This window comes from Acinetobacter sp. YH16056_T, assembly GCF_024605895.1.
Lineage (GTDB): Bacteria > Pseudomonadota > Gammaproteobacteria > Pseudomonadales > Moraxellaceae > Acinetobacter > Acinetobacter amyesii.
Genome location: NZ_CP094545.1, coordinates 2,524,486 through 2,544,646 on the forward strand (window position 1 = coordinate 2,524,486; position 20,161 = coordinate 2,544,646).

Annotated in this window: 19 protein-coding genes; 6 read left to right on the forward strand and 13 right to left on the reverse strand. The window is 40.1% G+C overall.

Features of this window, described 5'->3' with window-relative positions; genetic code table 11:
• Positions 1–2 precede the first annotated feature (2 nt).
• The 3 genes from MST17_RS12360 to MST17_RS12370 form a co-directional block, all read right to left on the reverse strand.
• Positions 3–938, reverse strand: coding sequence for a TIGR01777 family oxidoreductase (locus MST17_RS12360; protein WP_180026563.1), 936 nt, complete (start codon positions 936–938; stop codon positions 3–5).
• Positions 939–1,004: 66 nt separating this feature from the next.
• A complete protein-coding gene (locus MST17_RS12365) occupies positions 1,005–1,454 on the reverse strand; it encodes an ABZJ_00895 family protein (protein ID WP_180026562.1) in 450 nt (149 codons plus the stop codon).
• Between the two features lie 394 nt (positions 1,455–1,848).
• Complete coding sequence (locus MST17_RS12370; RefSeq protein WP_180004261.1) at positions 1,849–2,793, reverse strand: GGDEF domain-containing protein; 945 nt, start codon at positions 2,791–2,793, stop codon at positions 1,849–1,851.
• A gap of 169 nt (positions 2,794–2,962) precedes the next feature.
• Here MST17_RS12370 and MST17_RS12375 point away from each other — a divergent pair, with 169 nt between their 5' ends.
• The 3 genes from MST17_RS12375 to MST17_RS12385 all read left to right on the forward strand — a co-directional run bounded on the left by MST17_RS12375 (position 2,963) and on the right by MST17_RS12385 (position 8,330).
• On the forward strand, positions 2,963–3,340 hold the full coding sequence (locus tag MST17_RS12375) for a VOC family protein (RefSeq protein WP_180008234.1): 378 nt from the start codon (positions 2,963–2,965) through the stop codon (positions 3,338–3,340).
• Between the two features lie 133 nt (positions 3,341–3,473).
• Complete coding sequence (locus tag MST17_RS12380) at positions 3,474–4,727, forward strand: exonuclease SbcCD subunit D C-terminal domain-containing protein (protein WP_168379059.1); 1,254 nt, start codon at positions 3,474–3,476, stop codon at positions 4,725–4,727.
• 9 nt (positions 4,728–4,736) lie between these two features.
• On the forward strand, positions 4,737–8,330 hold the full coding sequence (locus tag MST17_RS12385) for an AAA family ATPase (protein ID WP_180026561.1): 3,594 nt from the start codon (positions 4,737–4,739) through the stop codon (positions 8,328–8,330).
• A gap of 48 nt (positions 8,331–8,378) precedes the next feature.
• Here the strand turns inward: MST17_RS12385 and MST17_RS12390 are convergent, their stop codons facing one another.
• A complete protein-coding gene (locus MST17_RS12390) occupies positions 8,379–9,179 on the reverse strand; it encodes a thioesterase family protein (RefSeq protein ID WP_078193098.1) in 801 nt (266 codons plus the stop codon).
• A 193-nt stretch (positions 9,180–9,372) separates the two neighbouring features.
• Positions 9,373–10,059: a YggS family pyridoxal phosphate-dependent enzyme gene (locus MST17_RS12395; protein WP_180026560.1), complete on the reverse strand. Its 687-nt coding sequence runs from the start codon at positions 10,057–10,059 to the stop codon at positions 9,373–9,375.
• A 125-nt stretch (positions 10,060–10,184) separates the two neighbouring features.
• Here MST17_RS12395 and MST17_RS12400 point away from each other — a divergent pair, with 125 nt between their 5' ends.
• Both MST17_RS12400 and MST17_RS12405 read left to right on the forward strand, forming a co-directional pair.
• Positions 10,185–11,222, forward strand: a complete 1,038-nt coding sequence (locus MST17_RS12400; protein ID WP_078190026.1) for a type IV pilus twitching motility protein PilT — start codon at positions 10,185–10,187, stop codon at positions 11,220–11,222.
• A 27-nt stretch (positions 11,223–11,249) separates the two neighbouring features.
• Positions 11,250–12,371, forward strand: coding sequence for a PilT/PilU family type 4a pilus ATPase (locus MST17_RS12405; RefSeq protein ID WP_168379063.1), 1,122 nt, complete (start codon positions 11,250–11,252; stop codon positions 12,369–12,371).
• Positions 12,372–12,449: 78 nt separating this feature from the next.
• On the opposite strand, the gene fur is transcribed toward MST17_RS12405, so the two are convergent.
• A complete protein-coding gene (gene fur / locus MST17_RS12410) occupies positions 12,450–12,887 on the reverse strand; it encodes a ferric iron uptake transcriptional regulator (RefSeq protein ID WP_078193101.1) in 438 nt (145 codons plus the stop codon).
• A gap of 112 nt (positions 12,888–12,999) precedes the next feature.
• On the opposite strand from fur, the gene MST17_RS12415 reads away from it, so the two are divergent.
• On the forward strand, positions 13,000–13,398 hold the full coding sequence (locus MST17_RS12415; RefSeq protein WP_078193102.1) for an outer membrane protein assembly factor BamE: 399 nt from the start codon (positions 13,000–13,002) through the stop codon (positions 13,396–13,398).
• A 43-nt stretch (positions 13,399–13,441) separates the two neighbouring features.
• On the opposite strand, the gene MST17_RS12420 is transcribed toward MST17_RS12415, so the two are convergent.
• The 7 genes from MST17_RS12420 to dut all read right to left on the reverse strand — a co-directional run bounded on the left by MST17_RS12420 (position 13,442) and on the right by dut (position 20,132).
• A complete protein-coding gene (locus MST17_RS12420; RefSeq protein ID WP_180004252.1) occupies positions 13,442–13,768 on the reverse strand; it encodes an RnfH family protein in 327 nt (108 codons plus the stop codon).
• On the reverse strand, positions 13,768–14,850 hold the full coding sequence (locus tag MST17_RS12425; protein WP_180026559.1) for a hypothetical protein: 1,083 nt from the start codon (positions 14,848–14,850) through the stop codon (positions 13,768–13,770). The genes MST17_RS12420 and MST17_RS12425 overlap by 1 nt, the downstream gene beginning before the upstream one ends.
• A 142-nt stretch (positions 14,851–14,992) precedes the next feature.
• Entirely contained in the window at positions 14,993–15,448 is a 456-nt protein-coding gene (locus tag MST17_RS12430; protein ID WP_078190032.1) for a bacteriohemerythrin, read from the reverse strand.
• Between the two features lie 263 nt (positions 15,449–15,711).
• Positions 15,712–16,560 (reverse strand): class II glutamine amidotransferase, encoded by an 849-nt coding sequence (locus MST17_RS12435; protein ID WP_180026558.1) that lies wholly within the window; start codon positions 16,558–16,560, stop codon positions 15,712–15,714.
• Between the two features lie 209 nt (positions 16,561–16,769).
• Positions 16,770–17,678 carry an acetylglutamate kinase gene (argB, locus tag MST17_RS12440; RefSeq protein ID WP_078190033.1) on the reverse strand — a complete coding sequence of 303 codons (909 nt, stop codon included), beginning with the start codon at positions 17,676–17,678 and terminating at the stop codon, positions 16,770–16,772.
• A 10-nt stretch (positions 17,679–17,688) separates the two neighbouring features.
• Positions 17,689–19,113, reverse strand: a complete 1,425-nt coding sequence (locus MST17_RS12445; RefSeq protein WP_180026557.1) for a phosphomannomutase/phosphoglucomutase — start codon at positions 19,111–19,113, stop codon at positions 17,689–17,691.
• A 566-nt stretch (positions 19,114–19,679) separates the two neighbouring features.
• Positions 19,680–20,132, reverse strand: a complete 453-nt coding sequence (dut, locus tag MST17_RS12450) for a dUTP diphosphatase (RefSeq protein WP_111885270.1) — start codon at positions 20,130–20,132, stop codon at positions 19,680–19,682.
• Positions 20,133–20,161 lie beyond the last annotated feature (29 nt).

The following is a 20,161-nucleotide window of genomic DNA, read 5'->3' on the forward strand; positions in this document are numbered from 1 at the left end:
AACTAAGCCAATAAATCCTGTAAGGCTTCTTTTAACGTCGGAAATTTAAACTCAAACCCTTGCTGTAATAAAGCAACTGGCTGAACCAATTGACCATTTAAAATTAATTGCGATTGCTCACCCAATAAAATTTTAAAGACAGTTGCAGACACATTGAGCCACGGCTTTTTGGCTAATTGACGTGCTGCAATCTGCGCAAACTGAGCCTGTGTCGATTTTTCAGGCGCAACTAAATTAAAAATATGCGGATCGATTGGCGTAGGTTCAAGCAACCCATATTTTTTCTCTGCTTGTTTCATTAAAAACAGCATACTTCGGATCACATCTTGTATATGTATCCACACAAAAGGCTGCCGACCGGAACCTATTTTGTTGACCAAATTGAGCTGAATCGGTCGCAGCATTTGCGGTAAGATTCCGCCACCTTCAGCCAAGACCACACCTAGTCGTGTGATAATGGTATTTTGTTCAGGAAATTGGCGTGTGACTTGCTCCCAACTTTGGCATAGCTCTGACATAAAAATGGCTTGTGGTGCAGTATTTTCATCGCACACTTTTGTCCATTGTTCTTCAATATCAATACCATAATAGCCAACAGCCGAACCTGAAATAATGCATTTCGGAAAAATTTTACGTTTACGTAAATATTGATACAGCGCTTCTGTGGTTTTGACCCGACTTTCTAATAATTGCTGTTTACGCGTCTCTGTCCAGCGACCTTTGCCGATACTTTCACCTGCAAGATTAATCACATAATCAATTCGGTCATGAGGAATTTGATCGAGCTGCTGTACCCAAGTTAAATGTGGTGATTTAGAAATACGCCCAGCCTTACGACTGAGCCCAATCACTTTATAATCCGCAGCTAAAAGTGCCTTGATGAGATGTGTGCCAATAAAACCGCTGCCACCCGTCAGCAGTACTGTGGGCTGATGCATAATTTGTTCTTATCTATATGAAATAATACTGTTATCTATAGAACAAGATCACCAGATGATCAAGCTTTATGCGCCAAACTTTTGAGAAGCCATCCGCTGTGCTTGCGGACCATAAAACCAATAGGTGATTAAATACAAAGGGATAGCCATCAGTAATAACATGATCACCATTAAACTCATAAACTGAGGATGTTGAACATAGAGCATTAAATTTTGCCAAATTTCAGGATCTTTTCTTGAAAAAATTACGATACCCAAAAGTACAAAAGCTAAATTATATAACCAAAAAATCAGGCTAAAACCTAAGGTAAATTTTTTACGTTCTGCCTGTGTCGGTGCTCTCTGGTTTTTATTTAAAAACCGAAATAACACCACGATCATGGCAATCAGGTAGGGTACGACCGTTAAAATACCGCCTAAACCCTGTGGCAATAATGCAGCGATCACACCGCAAATACAGGTCATGATTAAACAAATGAAAAAAAACAAGAAAAAATAACGTGTTAAAGACACCATGACCCTAACCCAAGAAGAAGTTGACACCTAGTATAAAAAAAAATGCATTTTTTTTCATTTTCATGTCAACCAATCTGTAAACGGCTACGTTATATAGGGTACAAGGTCTGTAGCAACCGATGATTTGGACGGCATCCACAATGTTTCGGTGACCTTTTTAAAAGCAATAAGTTTCATTTTGAATTTAAGTATGAACAGCAGCCATCACTTAAATTTGAAATCGATTTTTTGACCGACGATTTCATCATCACTCGAATCGTCGGTCTTTTATTTTGTGCCTTATGTATTCAGCATTTAATTTTTATATTCTACACCCAAAAAAATCAGCCGATAAAATATCGACTGACTAAAAACTTGCTGCAACTTTAAAATAAGTCACAACAGCAAAGCCATGTTATGCAGCACAATAGCGATTACGCCCCTGTCTTTTCGCTACATAGAGGTTTTTATCGACCTGATCCAAAAATTGCATTCGATTATCTAGATCTGATGGAATAATGGTTTTTACCCCCATGCTGAGTGTGACGAGTTCAGACACCGCTGAAGCTTTATGCGGTAATCGTGCAGCACGCACGGCCTCCATAATTCTATCGGCCATCACTGCTGCTGCTGCCTCATTGGTTTCTGGTAAAATCCAAGCAAATTCCTCACCACCAAAACGCGCGACTAAATCACGAGGTCGTGTACAACAAGATTCCAAACTTTTAGCAATTTGACGCAGACATGTATCCCCAATCACATGACCATTCAAGTCATTGTATTGTTTAAAATAATCCAAATCGATCAAAATTAAACTCAGCGGCTTTTGCGTGCGGATTGCGTTTAACCATTCACGCTGGTAAAAGTCATCAAACAAACGTCGATTTGCAATACCAGTTAAGCCATCTTTATATGAATATTCTTCGAGCTGACGTTGCAATTTTTGTAGTTGTTCCTCTTGTTTTTTCCGCTCGGAAATATCAAACATAAAGCCGACAAGACAATCTACATCACCATTTGGTTTACGCACGACATGAACAACATCACGTATCCAAAGATATGAACCATCCTCTTTAAGTGCGCGATAATCTGCCTCATGATCTATACCAGCCATCGACTGCGAAACACAATAATTCAGCACAAAATCACGGTCTTCCTCATGCATACGTGATGCCCAGTCCTGAACGGTGCGCCAAGTATTTTGCTTCCAACCGAGCAACTTTTCAATTTGCGGTCCAATATAGCTGAATGTTTTACTGTCCCAATCAATACACCAAGGAATGGCTAATGTAGACTCTAATAAAGTCTTATACACCATACTATTTGCAAGTTTTTCTTCATCAAAAGGATTATTTGGCATGTTGCATCTCCTGCTACCCCAAATGCAGGTAATACACCTACTGTACAACAATTGATCTATATACAGGATTAGAACAACATTTTATATTCCTAGTTCTTGGTATTTTTTAGCCTAATTTCAAATCTCTGCTATTTGAAATGTGCAATCCATCAAACAAAGAGTAATAACAATGAACCAGCTCTGCTATTTTGAAATTCAAAGCTCCGATCCAAAGCGTGAAGTGGCCTTTTATTCTGCGGTTTTCGGTTGGTCATTTATCCCAGTTGAAGGGCTACCGATTCAATACTTCCGTATTGAAACTCAAGGCATTCATGGTGGCCTGTTAGAACGCCCTGCTCAGACTCCACCAACGCACTGCGGCACCAATGCATTTACCTGTAGTTTTGAAGTTGAAGATTTCGACCATATCGCTGAGAAAATTTTGGCGCAGGGTGGTCAAATTGCCATGGAAAAATTTGCGATTCCTGGTCAATGTTGGCAAGGCTATTTCTTAGACCCAGACCACAATACCTTTGGCCTCGTACAAGTCGATCCAAATGCACAGTAACAGCTTAGATTGATGACCTTGTAACTGTCGAGAACGACTTAGTTTGACGTATGAATGATTAATCACCCTCGAAAATGTGAACATCTGTGATACTTTAGACCCCAATCAATTTTTTTGATTTTTGGGGGCTTGCATGACTGTTCGTTTTTTTCATACTTCTGATTGGCATTTAGGACAATTCTTCTATAACCACTCACGTGACTACGAACACGAACAGTTTCTTCATTGGTTACTCGAACAAATAGAACAAAAGCAGCCGCATGCCCTGCTGATAGCTGGCGATATTTTTGATGTCATCAACCCAGCTTCCAAAGCGCAAAAACAGCTCTATCAATTTTTAGCCGATGCGCATGTGCGTGCCCCGCACATGCAAACCCTGATGATCGCAGGCAATCATGACTCAGGTTACCGTATTGAACAAGTTGAGCCATTATTAGAAAAATACCATGCCAAAGCTGTTGGCGTGGTCCATAAAAATACTGAAGGTCAGCTCGATTTAGACCGATTACTCGTGCCTATTTATGATGAACACAAAAATATTGTGGCATGGTGTCTAACCTTACCTTTTTTACGGGCTGCCGAGATCACCGGATTCAATGATCAAACCACCAATAGCCAAAACGCTATTACCTATGTGCATCAGCAATTAATTGCGGAAGCCAAAGCACGTAAAACTTCAGATCAAGCCTTAATTTTAATGTCACATGCCCACATGCAAGGCGGTGAAACGTCGGACTCAGAGCGCCCGATTATTATTGGCAATGAAGAAGCGCTTTCGACTGCCCTATTTGATGATGTAATTGACTATGTCGCACTTGGGCATTTGCATAAACCGCAAAAAGTCGCACAGACCCATATCCGTTATAGCGGCTCACCGATTCCCCTGTCATTTAGTGAAATTAATTATAAGCACCAAGTGCTTGAGATCAGTATTGATCCAACTCAAACAGATGAATCACGCTTTCAAATGGGGTCCTTAGCAATTCCGCGCAGTGTGCAATTGCATCGCATCAAAGGCACAATTCCAGAAGTTTTGGCACAATTATCTGCTTTGGCGAGCGGTGAAATTGAAGATATTGATCAGCGTGAATATGTCGAAATTGAATACCATACCGACACCCCGCCTGCACCTAATTTAAGACAGCAGTTTGAAGAGGCTTTAGCGCCGAACCGTTATCGGTTGGTGCGCATCAGCCGCCGTTATTTAAACTCAGATCAAAATAATCAGCAACAAGCCGCAATCAACCTTGATCCACCTACGCCTGAAAAATTATTCCAAAACCTTTGGGAAAAACAAGGCTATGGTGCTGATGACACCGTAATGAAAGATTTTTTAAGTTTGGTCGATGAAGCACAAAAATCACTTGAAGATGATGTGAATGCTTAAGGAATTGTCATGAAAATTTTATCTATACGTATTAAAAACTTGGCATCTTTAGCGGGTGAACATTTTATTGATTTTGAATCTGAGCCTTTAGCCAGTGCAGGCTTAGTAGCAATTATTGGCAAAACTGGTGCAGGTAAATCAACCATTTTAGATGCCATGTGTTTGGCGCTGTTTAATCGTGTGCCACGTTTAAAAGACAGCGATGGTAAACTGATCGATATCGATGGTTCAGAGTTGCCAACCAACTCACCGCAAACCGTATTACGCCGTGGCACAGGTCAAGGCTTTGCCGAGCTCAGCTTTGTTGCCCAAGACCAAAAAGTCTATTCAGCGCGTTGGGAAATTAAACGTGCCCGTGAAAACCCAAATGGCAAATTGCAAAGCGTACAGCGTTCACTGAAATGCTTAACGGATGGCAGTGTCGTTGCAGATAAAACTAAAGCGGTTGAGAGCCAAATTTTACGCATTACTCAACTCAGTTTTGAGCAATTTACTCGTGCTGTTTTACTGGCTCAGTCAGAAGTGACCGCTTTTTTAAAAGCGCGTGATAATGAACGTGGCGAGCTATTGGAATATCTGACCAATTCCAGTATTTTCGGAAAAATTGGTCAATTGGCCTTTGAAAAAACTAAACAAATTGCCAATCAGCGTAAAGAGCTGGAAAATGTTTTAGGACATATTGAAATATTGTCTGATGAAGATCTAATAACAACCACGAATCAATTCAATACGGTTTCTACAGAATATAAAAAGCTGGAAATAGAAAAATCAGCGTTCGAAAAAAATCAACAGTGGTATGAACAAAAGCAAAAATACGAAACTGATGTGCAAGCACGTCAGCAACAACTACAAAATCAGCAACAACAACTTGATGCACTTGCGCCTGAAAAGCTACAACTGCAACAACTTGAACGCTTTTCATCTATACGCCCAAGTGTAATTCAACAAAAAAATATCAAGCTTGAAATTGCACAATTACAGCCGCAATTGACACATGCACAACAGCATTTTTCAGAGATTGAACAACAATTCAATGCTGAAAAAACCATCTTTGAAAAAATAGATACAGAACAAAAACAACAGCATCAATTTGAGATTCAACATCAAGACAAAATTAAACTGGTGCGTGACCGGATTGCTGAACGTCTTGTATTGGTAGATCAATTACGCAAAGCGCAAGGTGATTTTAAAGAGATTGAAAACCAACTTGTTCCGCATATCAACAATGAAAAACAGATGAAGGAACAGCTTGAGCAACTGCAAACCAATATTGCTCAACACACGGCACAGCTAGAAAGTTCAAATCACTTTGCCTCACTCGATGATGCACTTTCAGCGCATATCACACAGACTCAACGATTTATTCAAAGTTATGCACAATTTGAAAAAAATTATGGCAATGTGCAACAAGCCAATACACAATTACAGACACAACAAAAACAACTTGAAAAATTAACGCAAACATTTGGGCAAGAAGATGCGCTCAATCAGAAAATTTCATCACTACGTTACGAACGTGACCAGCTTTTACAAAAATTAAATCAGCTCAATGTTGTTCAGCAACAATGGCAAAGCTTCCAAAATATTGATGCTGAAAACAACAATCTCATGACGGTGAAACGTACACTAGCTCAGCAAATTAAACAAAGTCATACGCAGCTAAAAACGGCCGAACTTACCTATCAAACGCAGAAAAATGAGCGTGAAAAACTGCAACACATGTTGCAACAACAGCGCTTACTGAATACGGAAAATATTGAAAAATTGCGTGCAGATTTGGTCGATGGCGAAGCGTGTTTAGTCTGTGGAAGTACCCATCATCCTTATTCAGAAAAAGAAGCTTTTTCTGATGAATTACTGAAACTACAAACGCAACAAGAACAACAAGCACTTGCATTGGAAAAAGTGGCTTTCGAAGCTTGGCAAAAATTACAAACCACCTCCACTCAGCAAACCGCGTTAATGGATGCCAATGCGCAACAGCTAGCGACCTTAAAAATACAACTTGATCAGGCAAAAAATGCGCTTCAACAACAATTAAATATTCTAAATATTTCTTTTGATTTTTCACATCAGCATGAAGCCTTGGCGCAACTGATTCAGACAAGAATCAATGAATCACAACAAGCGCAAAAACAAACTGAAGATGCCTTAATTTCACATGAAAATGCTCAAAAACAAAGTCATGCACTCATAACTTCAATTCAACAAACCACACAGCACTTATCCAGTGTGCAACAAGCTGAAATCAATATTCAGCATATTCTCATTGTGTTGAATGACGTAGAAAAAAAATTATGGGAACAGTCGACTTTAAGCGCGGCTGAACAGATTTATCACACACTACAACAACGTCAAAATTACTTAAAGCAACGCCACGAGTTAAATACTCAATATAATCAAACTTCACAACAGCTTGAGCACTATCAGCAACAAATTAAATTTAGTCAGGAAAAAATTCAAACGGCTCAAAATCTAATTGAAAATTTAACAATTGAGGGCAAAAAAAATAGTGATATTGCGATTCAAACTATTTTTGAGATGACCCAAACACAAGTTGAAAAACCACATGATTGGTTAAATGATTTTGACCAAAACAGACAACTGTTACAGACGAGATTCAATCAGGCTCGTCAAACATTCGATCAAGTACGTCAAGCCTTTGAAACCAGTCAAAGTCGCTTAAAAGAATACCTCACCCAGCAAACACAATTAGTCACTCAAATGAGGCATGTTGAAAATACGCTTCAACAATGGATGAGCCAAAATTCAGAATTTAGTGAAACGCTGTTAGCGCAACTTAGTGCAATTTCATATGAACAAGAACAGCAGCTTAAACAGCGTGTTTTAAATGCAGAACGTGCCTATTCAGATGCTCAAGCAGGTATTCAGGCTATTCAAGAAACGTTGAAACAGCATTTAAAAACACAGCCTGAAATACAAATTTTACAAATCGAGCGTGTCATTGCACTAAATCTTAAAGCCCTTGCAGAACAGCAAGAACTTAGAGATCAACTTAAAAGTAAGTTAGATGTTCATTTTTCTAACCTCAGCAAACAAAAACAATTTGCCGATCAGATTCAACAGATCCAATCTGAAGAACATCGTTGGAATAAAATTTCGAGCTTAATGGGCGATGCAACGGGCAAGAAGTTCCGTGATTTGGCGCAGCAATATAACCTTGATATTTTAATCGAGTATGCTAACCAGCAATTGGCGATACTTTCACAGCGCTATACCTTAAAGCGCCTTGAAAATTCCTTAAGTCTAGCCATTATCGATCATGACATGGATGGCGAAACTCGCTCTGTCTCTTCGCTTTCAGGTGGTGAGTCGTTCTTAACAGCACTCGCTTTATCCTTAGCCATTGCGAGCATGGCATCAGGTACAACAAAAATTGAAAGCCTATTTATTGACGAAGGATTTGGTACGCTAGACGCTTCAAGTCTGCACATGGTGATGAATGCTCTGGATCAGCTACAAAACCAAGGGCGTAAAGTCGTGCTAATTTCTCACATTCAAGAAATGCACGAACGAATCCCTGTGCAAATTCAAGTCAATCCTGTCGGAGCAGGTGCAAGCACCATCCAAATCGTATCTTAAAAAAAGCCTGCTTAAAGCAGGCTTTATAATTTTTGATTCTCTAGATCATTACGTCCCGAGTGGACGTAGCGTTAAAATCTGTTCACTACGCCCAAATGGGCCATGGACATCATGCAATACAGAACTACTCAAACCAACACCATCCGCTCCATACTGCTGCACGGTTTCCAGACCTAACCACTGTCCCTGTGGTAAACGGTGCAAATGGATTTGTAGATCCAGATTTGGAAAGCCCCAGCCAAATGGCCAATCCTGACGCGGAACAATACCATTGGCGGTATCAACCATGCCCATTAAACGGACAAAATCAGCAGTCGGCTCACCTTCAACCATGTCATGCTGTGTTCTCAGCCACACAATGCCTTGACCTGCACGGCGCCCATGGCTTCTTGCTTCAATCGACTGAATATATCCCCCCGGCCACTGACGGATACCGTCCCAAATCGGCGCAGTTTCTGGCCCAGTCACATCAGCATCCTCCAAACCTTTCACGGACTGGCTATTTTGCGTCATCATGCGCCAAGTGCGTGCCACAATGCAGGTTTTGCCCTGAGCCCGCATTTCAGATTCAATCAGTTCAATGGTTTTTCCCGGACGAATCACTTGCGTGATTATTTCAAACTCGCCAGCAGGAATTAAGCCCAAAATATCGAGGCTAATGCGCCCGATACGCATATCATGACGTGGTGAAAAACGGTCTAATTCAGCACAAATAATGCCTGTAGCTGGTGCCATGTGTTGCTCATGTGCATTCCATGCACCTTGTGCTAAATTGGTCGAATGGTAATGTGCCGTGACACAGCCTTGCGCATCTACGTCGCGTTGAATCAACTGATAATATGCCGTCATGAACTTCCCTATTTGTCCAAGTGTGAATTACTTCAATATCAAAAACATCCTGATTATTTTGTACTCAACTTTAATGGAAAGTTCAAATTAAAAGGCTCACTTTGAACCCATAGGTTTCATCTATTGTGAAAATTTATCTGCTGTGCTTACACTTTATAAGCCTAGTTTTTGAAAGCAGGCTGAATCTTCTGTCCTATTTTGAATAATCACGTGCGCCAAACAATGCTGTCCCCACGCGAACCATCGTTGAACCCGCAGCAATCGCATCAGTCATATCGCCTGACATCCCCATACTTAATGTATCCCAATCTTCAGGTTTCGCATGCTGTGCTTTGACGTGTTCAAAGAGCATTTTGGCATCAGCAAACGCTTGCGGATTGTTTGGAGCAGGAATCACCATCAGTCCACGTAAGCGTAAATTCGGTAGCGTAGAAATCTGTGCGACCAAATCTGCTACTTCATTCGGCTGACAGCCATCCTTCGTATCTTGCGCATCAATATTGACTTGTAGGCAAATATTCAAAGGTGCTTGCGTCGCTTCTCGCTGGCTTGATAAACGCTCCGCAATAATCAAACGGTCTACCCCATGCACCCAAGCAAAGTTTGAAGCCAAATGTTTGGTTTTATTGCGCTGTACATGACCAATGAAATGCCAATCAATCTCTAAATCTGCCAAAGCCTCAATTTTTTCAAGCGCTTCTTGCAGATAATTTTCACCAAATGAGCGTTGCCCCGTTGCATACATTTCTCTTAGCATTTCAGCAGGATGCGTCTTAGATACAGCCAACAATTCAACCGATTGCTGTGGTCGACCCGCAAGTTGGCAAGCCTGCTCAATTTGCTGCAAGACTTGATTTCGTGCTTCTTGAAGTTTATTCATTGACGGGGTTCTCATTTCATTCATCTTTTTTTGCATTGCCCTGCAACTAAGTGTTGGTTAAGCTGTGGGAAAGCCTTATTATTCTATCAAAATAATTAAGATTTAATTTTTATCTCGGGGATTTTATGGACATTACAGAACTATTGGCCTTTGCTGCCAAAAATAACGCTTCGGATTTACATTTATCTTCTGGTATGCCACCAATGATTCGTGTGGATGGTGAAGTTCGTCGTATTAACCTTCCTGCTCTTGAACACAAAGAAGTGCACAAATTAGTTTACGACATCATGAACGATAAACAGCGTCGTGATTACGAAGAAAAATTAGAAACTGACTTTTCATTTGAAGTACCTGGTGTGGCTCGTTTCCGTGTGAATGCATTTAACCAAAACCGTGGTGCTGGTGCCGTATTCCGTACCATTCCTTCAAAAGTACTAACCATTGAAGATCTTGGCATGGGCCAAATATTCAAGGATATTTGTGAATATCCACGTGGCATCGTATTGGTGACCGGTCCAACAGGTTCGGGTAAATCAACCACGCTTGCTGCGATGGTTGATTACATCAACGACAACCGTTATGACCATATTTTAACGGTCGAAGACCCGATCGAATTTGTACACGAATCAAAAAAATGCTTGGTCAACCAACGTGAAGTACACCGTGATACGCACGGCTTTAACGAAGCACTTCGTTCCGCACTGCGTGAAGACCCGGATATTATCTTAGTCGGTGAGATGCGTGACCTTGAAACCATTCGTTTGGCGCTGACAGCTGCTGAAACCGGTCACTTGGTCTTCGGTACACTACATACAACCTCTGCCGCAAAAACCATTGACCGTGTGATTGACGTATTCCCTGCTGAAGAAAAAGATATGGTTCGTGCCATGTTATCTGAATCACTTCAAGCCGTAATTTCACAAACCCTACTCAAGAAAAATGGCGGTGGTCGTGTGGCTGCCCATGAAATTATGATTGGTATTCCTGCGATCCGTAACTTGATTCGTGAAAATAAAGTTGCGCAAATGTATTCAGCGATTCAAACGGGTGCCAACTACGGTATGACCACACTCGATCAAAGCTTAAAAAACCTTGTCGCAAAAGGCATTATTAGTACGCAAACTGCACGGACTGCAGCGAAACAACCCGAATCTTTCTTGTAATTTTTTTATTTTTCTGGGGCGATCGTTATGGATTTTAACGGCTTACTTGATTATATGGTGGAGAAAAAAGCATCGGATTTGTTCATTACAGCCGATGTTGAACCCTCGATTAAGATCAATGGGCAAATTTTGCCAATTGGCTCGACTAAGTTACCGGGCCCGACTGTCGGTCAAATCTTACATTCGATTATGTCTGACAAACAGCGTAAGGAATTTGCCGATACGCGCGAATGTAACTTTGCCATTAGCAATACCAGTAAATCTGCTCGTTTTCGTGTCAGCGCCTTTCAACAACGTGACCAGCCAGGTATGGTGTTGCGTCGTATCGAAACCGTTATTCCAACGATGGATGAGTTGAAATTACCGCCGATTTTAAAAGAATTAGCGATGACCAAGCGTGGCATTATCATTTTCGTAGGTGCAACGGGTACAGGTAAATCAACCTCTTTGGCATCTTTGATTGGCTATCGTAATGAAAATAGCAAAGGTCATATCATTACAATTGAAGACCCGATTGAATTTGTACACCAACACCGAGGCTGTATCATTACCCAACGTGAAGTGGGTATTGATACCGACTCTTTCGAAGTTGCCTTAAAGAATACGCTACGTCAGGCACCTGACGTGATTCTGATTGGTGAGATTCGTTCACGTGAAACCATGGACTATGCGATTGCCTTTGCTGAAACCGGTCACTTGGTTTTTGCAACACTGCATGCCAACAACGCCAACCAGGCCATCGATCGTATCATTCACTTCTTTGAAGCGGATCGTCATAGTCAGCTATTCATGGACTTGTCTTTGAACTTAAAAGCAATGGTTGCGCAGCAGTTGATTCCAACCATTGATGGTAATTCACGTCGTGCTGCCATTGAGATTTTGATCAACTCACCTTTAATTTCAGACTTAATCCGTAAGGGTGAAGTGCATGAAATTAAAGACCTGATGAAGCGTTCTCGTGAACTAGGTATGCAAACCTTTGACCAAGCCTTATATGACCTTTATAAAGCCAAGCAAATTAGCTACAAAGATGCGCTCAAACATGCCGACTCACCGAACGACCTGCGTCTACAAATTAAATTGTCTGAAGAAGGCGGTGAGCATTTACTGCGTGCAAATTCAAATATTACCTTTGATGGTCAACATTAATTTTGCTTAAACGCTTTCGGAAATAAAAAACAGACTTCACATGAAGTCTGTTTTTTATTCATTCTCATCCGCATCGGATTATTTTTTACGATATGCTTCTTGGCATTCAGGCGCATCACAATAGCCATAAAGATTTAATGAGTGACCTGTAAGTTGGAAACCAAATTTTTCTGCCACTTGATGTTGCTCATGCTCAATCACATCATTAGTAAATTCCACCACTTTATTGCAGTTTTGACACACAATATGGTCATGGTGATCTTCTTGCATAATCTCAAAAACAGAATGATTGTTTTCAAAATGATGGCGTTGAATAATACCTGCAGCTTCAAACTGTGTTAACACGCGATACACAGTTGCTAAACCCACATCTTCACCCTGTTCAAGTAAAGTCTTATAAATATCTTCTGCGCTTAAGTGATGTTGTCTTGAATTTTCAAGCAATTCCAATATTTTAATTCGTGGAAGTGTAACTTTAAGTCCAGCTTTACGTAAATCTTGATTTGAAATAGGCATGAAAAAAGGTCTCTCAACAAAATTAAAGTTGGAATATGCAACAAAGTTTAGATGCAGTATGATCTATCCTTGGATCAAATGCATCATAATTAATTTGGGATAGTTTAGCAAAATGCAAAAAATCATGCTGACGTTATTTGTCACTTCATTGCTCGTAGGCTGTTCAACCTTGGGCGTTTATAAAGTTGATATTCCACAAGGTACACCTTTAACTCAAGCACAAGCGGCTAAAATTCAAGTGGGAATGAGCCACCAACAAGTTCGCTTTTTGCTAGGTAGTCCAACTGTTGCCGATCCAATGAATCCGTTACGTTGGGACTACATTTATAAGTATACCCCAGGAACATATGCTAAAAAAGCCAAGATTCCTGCTGCACATGGTCAACACTTAAAAATCTTCTTTGACCAAAACGGTATCGTTCAAAAAATTGAAGGCTTAGAAACCATTCCAGAGTCTCAACCTGGCTTACCAGGTTCTAAAGAAGCGATTTTAACTGCGCCACCACTATAGTCGCTTTCAGATAAAAATAAACCCCTAAATTTAGGGGTTTTTTTTATAAGTACAATTGTTTGAAACGATTGCCTCGACAATAACGACCAACGGGATTTTTCTTGGCGCGATTACGACGAATATCTTTCGGATTAATGGTTAATGCACGATAGATTTCGACACGATCACCTGCTTCAAGTAACTGAGATGAATCGCTTACACGCGCCCCGAAGATTCCTAGTGTTAATACTTCTGGTAAATCTACTTGTTTTCGAATGCCACTTTGCACAATAGCATCTTCAACCGTCATACCGGGATTAAAGATTAGAGGAATTAATATCTGCTGTTCCACGCTCGCATAAGCCACCCACACTTGTAACTGAGCTGTCATTAGAATAACTGCCCAATCACAGCCACCAATGCCAATATTATTGACAAGGGCACTACGATACGTACAGCAATACGCCAAATATTATAAAAGGTTTCATGACTGAAGTTCATTGACTTACGTAGATGACTAATCTTCATAATCCAACCTGCGAAAATCGCATAAATCAGACAAATAATTAAGCCCCAAATCAACAAGGCAATATTAAATACTGGAACAACAGTGCTCAGTGCCCATACAAAAACCGCAACCAATAAAATCGCCCATTGCACCACTATGGCCAATTGGCGTTGTTGTAATTGTTCACGTGCCATTTGAATCAGCAATGCTGAAGCTGCGACTAAACCCACAACCAGTGCTAAAGCAGATACTTGTGCTTTTGCTGCGAAAAAGGCAAAAGCAATCACTGCCAAAAGTTGAGCGATCCAAATTGGAAATACCGTTTTGCTTGCAATCTCTTGTTGCTTCACGGCTGGTAAACTTGACTGCCAGTACAAGCCCATCCCCAAACCACTTGCTACGAGCGCCAAGACTGTTGCATTGCCCCACTCACTAAATTCGAGCGCAGTCATTTTCCACTCTGGTAAGGCAGTTCCCATAACATTCGCTAAGACTACTGCAGCAATCACACCAATAGCGGTCAAAATCACTAAAAATTGGCGTGGTACAAACGACAATGCAAATGCAATGACCGCAAGGACAGCCAAAATAATGCTATAGGCAAAGCCATTAGCTGTAAAAATTGCCACATATTGCGATGCGGCTGAAAGCATGGCACCTGCTAAAAATGGAATAAATACTACGGCAAGCCAACCCACCAAACGCCATTTTGGCGAAGCATCTGCATCACGTGTCAGCGAAGACAGCGCTTGGACTGCTGTGGTTTTTGAACGTTTTGCTAAAGCAATTTCCAAATAACATAGCGGTAAAGCTAAAATAAGCATTGTACCTAGCCACAACAGCCAGAAATCTAGCTGACGTTCAATTTGAATACCTGTTACCGGTGCTAAAGTTGCAATAATGATAAAAGATAAACAGAACGCCATCAGTGGCGATAACCATTTCGACATCGCATTGTCCTGCATGACAAATTCCTTTGAAAATTCTAGCGCTATTTTGCCTTGCTGTGCCTTGAAAATCAAAAACAAAAAGCAAATCACCTTAAAGGTGATTTGCTGCGCAAATGATATTATTAGAATTTAATTGTTTTTATTTCATTTTTTGAGGTTATGAAAAGAAACGTGCAAACCAATTTTTGCCTTTTTTCTTTTCTTTTTCTTTGATGATACCCATCATATTTTCTTTAACCGCACCGACATAATCAGCATCATCGTGCTGGATATGGTTAATCAGCCATTTTGAAAGCACTTCATGTAATTCATTTTCAATCGCATGACCCATTTCAAAACGGTCGCGGTAAGATTCAATTTTTTTAATAAATAAATCATGTACGCGTTTATGTGGCACACGATATTTATAACCCGCTTCTTCTTGTAAAGATTCTTCGAAGGTAAAATGTGATTGGGTGTAATCAATAATGTTTTCCAGAATTTGTTTTACACGATCACGATCTGTATTTGCGTCAATGCCATCAATTTCATTGATGTAGTCAAGAATCCGTTTGTGTTGATCGTCAATCACATCGATACCAGTATTGTATTCTGGAACCCATTTCATTTTCATTACGACCACCTATAAATATGAAGGACTTATCACGTAAATTTCATCATATAATTAAAGAACTTAAATAAAAATGAAGTAAAAAGGTTGGTTTTAATTGAAATACTGCCATTTATATTGTAATCAATTGTTTTTATTATGTTAATTTATTTAATCCCGAGTATAAAGCTAAGATATTTTTTAATCAATTCAATATCTTAGAAAACACCCTTAATTCAATAAAGTGTAAGATATTCATTTTTATAATGAATATCTTTCATTCAAAATTAATACTGATCTGCACGTGTGACACGTTTTAAAGATGGGTCCAGCCGCTCACGTTCTAAACGTTCAACAACCGTCTTTGCAGCACGAATTGGACGACCATGTTGAAATAAAATCATTTCACCCGGCTCAAATGCTGTCCAAACTTCGTTTTGCGTTAGGGGTTCAGTGGTAATCACGGCAACACAGTCTTCAGGCGTAGTGACTTCACTAAAATCGACTTCAACATCAATATCAATCAACTGTGCAGGCTGAAATGGAAACTCTCGAACCAGCCAATGCAGCTTGGTAATCGCATAACTAAATAGCGCCTGCCCATTCGACAAACAAAAATTAAAGGTGCCATGTTCTGCAATTTTAGGAGAAATTTCTAATAACAGATCAAACACCTGATCGAGTGTAGGTTCGGTATAACCAAAACGTTTCACCATTTGCTCGAGCAAATAGCAAAAGGCCAATTCACTGTCGGTATTGCCGACGGGGCTGAAGCGCCCTGTGAGCTCAGGCTGAAAGCCATGTAGGTCGCCATTATGTGCAAAAATCCACTGTCTGCCCCACAATTCACGACTAAATGGATGTGAGTTTTCAAGATTAATTTTGCCTTGTGTCGCTTTACGAATGTGTGCAATCACATTGCGAGATTTAATCGGGTAGTTTCGGATCAGCTCAGCAATCGGAGACTCTACAGCAGATTGATTGTCGACAAATAAACGACATGCTTTATCTTCAAAAAAAGCGATACCAAAGCCATCACAATGATCTGAGGTAATTCCTGCTCGCTGCGAAAATCCCCGAAACGAAAAAGTTATATCGGTAGGAGTCGCACAATTCATTCCGAGCAGCTGGCACATATCGATCATTTCAGCAGTAAATCTATGATTTCTCTATTGTGCATGACAGTTTTAGTTGTTGTAAATCTAAAATCGGCGCCATTGTAAGAGTTTTTATAATCCAACAGGGCAAATACATTATTTGATCTTTTCAAAAGTTACTTAGCCAACTGATAAATAATAAAAAAGCCTCAAAAGAGGCTTTTTTATATCAAAAAATGCTAAGTATCTTAAGCTTTTTTCACATTGGTTCGATTGGTGATTAATGTACCCACACCATGATCCGTAAAGATTTCAAGTAATGTTGCATGAGGTACACGACCATCAACAATATGTGCGCTGATTACGCCGCCTTTGACTGCATCTAATGCACAGCCAACTTTCGGAATCATGCCGCCATAGATCACGCCAGTTTCAATCAAACGATCGACTTCTTGGGTGGTTAACCCAGTCAGCAGATTTTTATTTTCGTCTAAAACACCCGTGATATTGGTCAATAAAATTAGCTTTTCCGCACCCAATGCTTCAGCCACTTTACCTGCAACCAAGTCAGCATTGATGTTATAGGTGTTGCCGTCTTCGTCTACACCTAATGGTGCAATCACAGGAATAAAATCGCTTTGGGTAAACATTTCAAGTACGTCAGTTTTCACACCAACCACTTCGCCAACTAGACCTAAATCAATCTGTTTTACTGAACCATCTTCGGCTGTTTTTTCCATCAATAATTTTTGCGCACGGATCAAATTACCATCTTTACCCGTTAAACCAATGGCACGGCCACCGTGTTTATTGATTAAGTTCACAATCGATTTGTTCACGCTGCCGCCCAAGACCATCTCGACAACTTCCATCGTTGCAGGATCAGTCACGCGCATACCGTCGATACGATCAGACTCACGGCCTAATTGTTTGAGGAATGAATCCACTTGTGGACCACCGCCATGTACCACAATCGGGTTTAGACCAACCGTTTTCAGCAGCACGATATCACGTGCAAATGAGCTCTCAAGCTCAGGATCGGTCATGGCATTACCACCATACTTCACTACCAGCGTCTTACCCGCAAAACGTTGAATATACGGCAAAGCTTCCGTCAGAATTTGTGCTTTGTCGATGCCAGTATGTTGATGTGGCATTTGCCTCTCCTTATTGAGCATCTGGAATGTCATGAGCAATATCTGGATAGTGCTCAACTAACATGGAAACAAACAGATCTCGTATTTCTTTTAAGCGTGCTGATGAGTTGGCATCAAAGCGTAAAGTGAAATACTCACCTGTATTCGATGCTCGAATGATGCCAAATCCATCATCAAAATCAAGGCGTATCCCATCAATTTTACTGATTTGTGCCGGAATTCGCGCAGAATTGGCTTCAACCTGCTTTAAAACTTCCGCTGGATCATACTGATGTGTACTGACATATAAATCTTCGGTACTAAAGCGCTCTGGATATTTCGCCAAAGCTTGTGACAATGTCAGCCCCTGAGTTTGAATATATTCTAAAACTCTTAAGGCAGCATATAGACCGTCGTCATAGCCGCCACCACGACCATCATTAAAAACATAATGCCCTGCGTATTCACCACCAAAAACCGCTTTGCCTTTAGATTGGGAAATATATTTTCGCAAGAAACTACTACCTGTTCGAATCATGACAGGCTGTGCTTCTAGATCACACACAGTATCGCGAATCATCGTTGAACATTTCACATCAAACACCACTTCTGCATGTGGTGTTTGAGTCAAACAAATTTCAGCAAATAAACACAATAATCGATCTGCAGAAACGACTTTGCCAGTCTCATCAATCAGCACTAAACGATCACCATCACCATCTAAAGCAATGCCAATATCGGCTTTTTGTAGCTGTATGGCTTGGCGAAGATGGGTTAAATGTTTGAGCTGTGATGGATCTGGAGCATGATCAGGGAAATGTCCATCAGCTTGGCAACGTAATGCCAAAACTTCACAACCTAATTTATTTAATAATAAGGCTGCACAATGCCCAGCTGAACCATGCATGCCATCGATCACAACTTTAAGTGGTTGCTGTAAATGAATGTCATCTAAAATAAATTTCTGATAGGCCAAACAATATTCAGGCTTGATTTCGTGTGGCTCAAGTTCAGTCATCAAATGCACACGTTCCGATGAGAAACAATTTCGTGCTTCGACTGCGACGTGTTGAATCATCTCCGGGCAAGGTGGCTCACCTTTGATAATCCACTTGATACCATTATCTGATTTTGGATTATGGCTCGCCGTCACCATAATGCCATTGCCTTGAAATTGTCCCGCAATAAAATACAACATCGGGCTTGAGCAGCAGCCAATAATTTCCGCTTCAAGGCCAGCATCATGGCAGACTTTTTGAATTATTGTTGCATAGGTTGGACTGGTTAAACGCGCATCATAGCCAATAGCAAGGCTCTTTTGACCTGCATCTAAATATTGTTTTACTAAGCCGTAAGCAATCGACTGAACTAAATCAGCATTTAATAGCGATATTTTCCCGCGAATATCATATGCACGAAAAATATGTTGCGGAAAGTGATTAAACAGTGAACCCATACTATGTTCTTCTAATTACATCTTTATTAATTAAAAAATCTAAAATTCTCATGAGAATTTAAGCTTTTAATTAAAGGATAAAATCCTGTAAAAAAGTGTAACTTTTTTATAACAATTTTAGTTAATAATCAATTAATAATATTTAAGCACTGACCAAAAATCTGACAACAATCTAACATTACTTCTTGTTTTCAAGATTATTTTCATAAATAAATCTTTGAGTTACATTTAATTAACTTGCTTATTTTCTTTTATCTAATTAAATTTTTACTTTTCCAAGATTTTTTATATTCAAAATCCACTCTGTACACATATAGTAAATTGATCAAAATAAAATCACTCATCATTGATTCAGATATTCATGTCATTCAAAAGTATAAACGTATTAAGTTCATCAGAATTCAACACTCTCTGGTAGGCACCATAATCTTTCACGATAAAAATCTAGATATTATGAATAAATTTAAAATTTAAATAAAAAACCATCACGAGGATGGTTTTTTATTAGCTACTTGATTGCAGGCATGTTACTTGTCAACGCACTGCAGCAATATGTTTAGCGCTGATTAGTTTTTACCTGTATGACCAAAACCGCCTGCACCACGTTCAGTGGCTTCAAACTCATCCACAATATCAAACTGAGCTTGTACAACTGGCACTAAAACATATTGTGCTAAACGCTCACCCGGCTCTAGGCTAAATGCCGTTTGGCTACGGTTCCAAACAGATACCATCAATTCACCTTGGTAGTCTGAGTCAATCAAACCGACCAAGTTACCCAACACGATTCCGTGTTTATGACCTAAGCCTGAACGCGGCAAAATTAAACCTGCAAAGTTAGTGTCTTCGATATAAATCGATAGGCCTGTTTTTACCAGAACAGTTTGACCCGGCTCAATCACGGTAGTCTCTTCTACACATGCACGTAGATCAAGGCCTGCCGAACCTGCTGTTGCATAAGTTGGCATTGGCCATTCTGTACCTAAACGTGTGTCGAGAACTTTAACTTGAACTTTCATGGTTCATTCCTGTTTCAATAAAACGAATT

Coding starts and splice junctions, on each gene's coding strand:
- MST17_RS12360 (WP_180026563.1), bottom strand. CDS start 938: ATGCATCAGCCCACAGTACTGCTGACGGGTGGCAGCGGTTTTATTGGC.
- MST17_RS12430 (WP_078190032.1), bottom strand. CDS start 15,448: ATGAAAATGAAATGGGTTCCAGAATACAATACTGGTATCGATGTGATT.
- MST17_RS12375 (WP_180008234.1), top strand. CDS start 2,963: ATGAACCAGCTCTGCTATTTTGAAATTCAAAGCTCCGATCCAAAGCGT.
- MST17_RS12395 (WP_180026560.1), bottom strand. CDS start 10,059: ATGAATAAACTTCAAGAAGCACGAAATCAAGTCTTGCAGCAAATTGAG.
- MST17_RS12420 (WP_180004252.1), bottom strand. CDS start 13,768: ATGACAGCTCAGTTACAAGTGTGGGTGGCTTATGCGAGCGTGGAACAG.
- fur (WP_078193101.1), bottom strand. CDS start 12,887: ATGCCTATTTCAAATCAAGATTTACGTAAAGCTGGACTTAAAGTTACA.
- dut (WP_111885270.1), bottom strand. CDS start 20,132: ATGAAAGTTCAAGTTAAAGTTCTCGACACACGTTTAGGTACAGAATGG.
- argB (WP_078190033.1), bottom strand. CDS start 17,678: ATGCCACATCAACATACTGGCATCGACAAAGCACAAATTCTGACGGAA.
- MST17_RS12380 (WP_168379059.1), top strand. CDS start 3,474: ATGACTGTTCGTTTTTTTCATACTTCTGATTGGCATTTAGGACAATTC.
- MST17_RS12365 (WP_180026562.1), bottom strand. CDS start 1,454: ATGGTGTCTTTAACACGTTATTTTTTCTTGTTTTTTTTCATTTGTTTA.
- MST17_RS12405 (WP_168379063.1), top strand. CDS start 11,250: ATGGATTTTAACGGCTTACTTGATTATATGGTGGAGAAAAAAGCATCG.
- MST17_RS12400 (WP_078190026.1), top strand. CDS start 10,185: ATGGACATTACAGAACTATTGGCCTTTGCTGCCAAAAATAACGCTTCG.
- MST17_RS12415 (WP_078193102.1), top strand. CDS start 13,000: ATGCAAAAAATCATGCTGACGTTATTTGTCACTTCATTGCTCGTAGGC.
- MST17_RS12390 (WP_078193098.1), bottom strand. CDS start 9,179: ATGACGGCATATTATCAGTTGATTCAACGCGACGTAGATGCGCAAGGC.
- MST17_RS12445 (WP_180026557.1), bottom strand. CDS start 19,113: ATGGGTTCACTGTTTAATCACTTTCCGCAACATATTTTTCGTGCATAT.
- MST17_RS12370 (WP_180004261.1), bottom strand. CDS start 2,793: ATGCCAAATAATCCTTTTGATGAAGAAAAACTTGCAAATAGTATGGTG.
- MST17_RS12425 (WP_180026559.1), bottom strand. CDS start 14,850: ATGCAGGACAATGCGATGTCGAAATGGTTATCGCCACTGATGGCGTTC.
- MST17_RS12385 (WP_180026561.1), top strand. CDS start 4,737: ATGAAAATTTTATCTATACGTATTAAAAACTTGGCATCTTTAGCGGGT.
- MST17_RS12435 (WP_180026558.1), bottom strand. CDS start 16,560: ATGTGCCAGCTGCTCGGAATGAATTGTGCGACTCCTACCGATATAACT.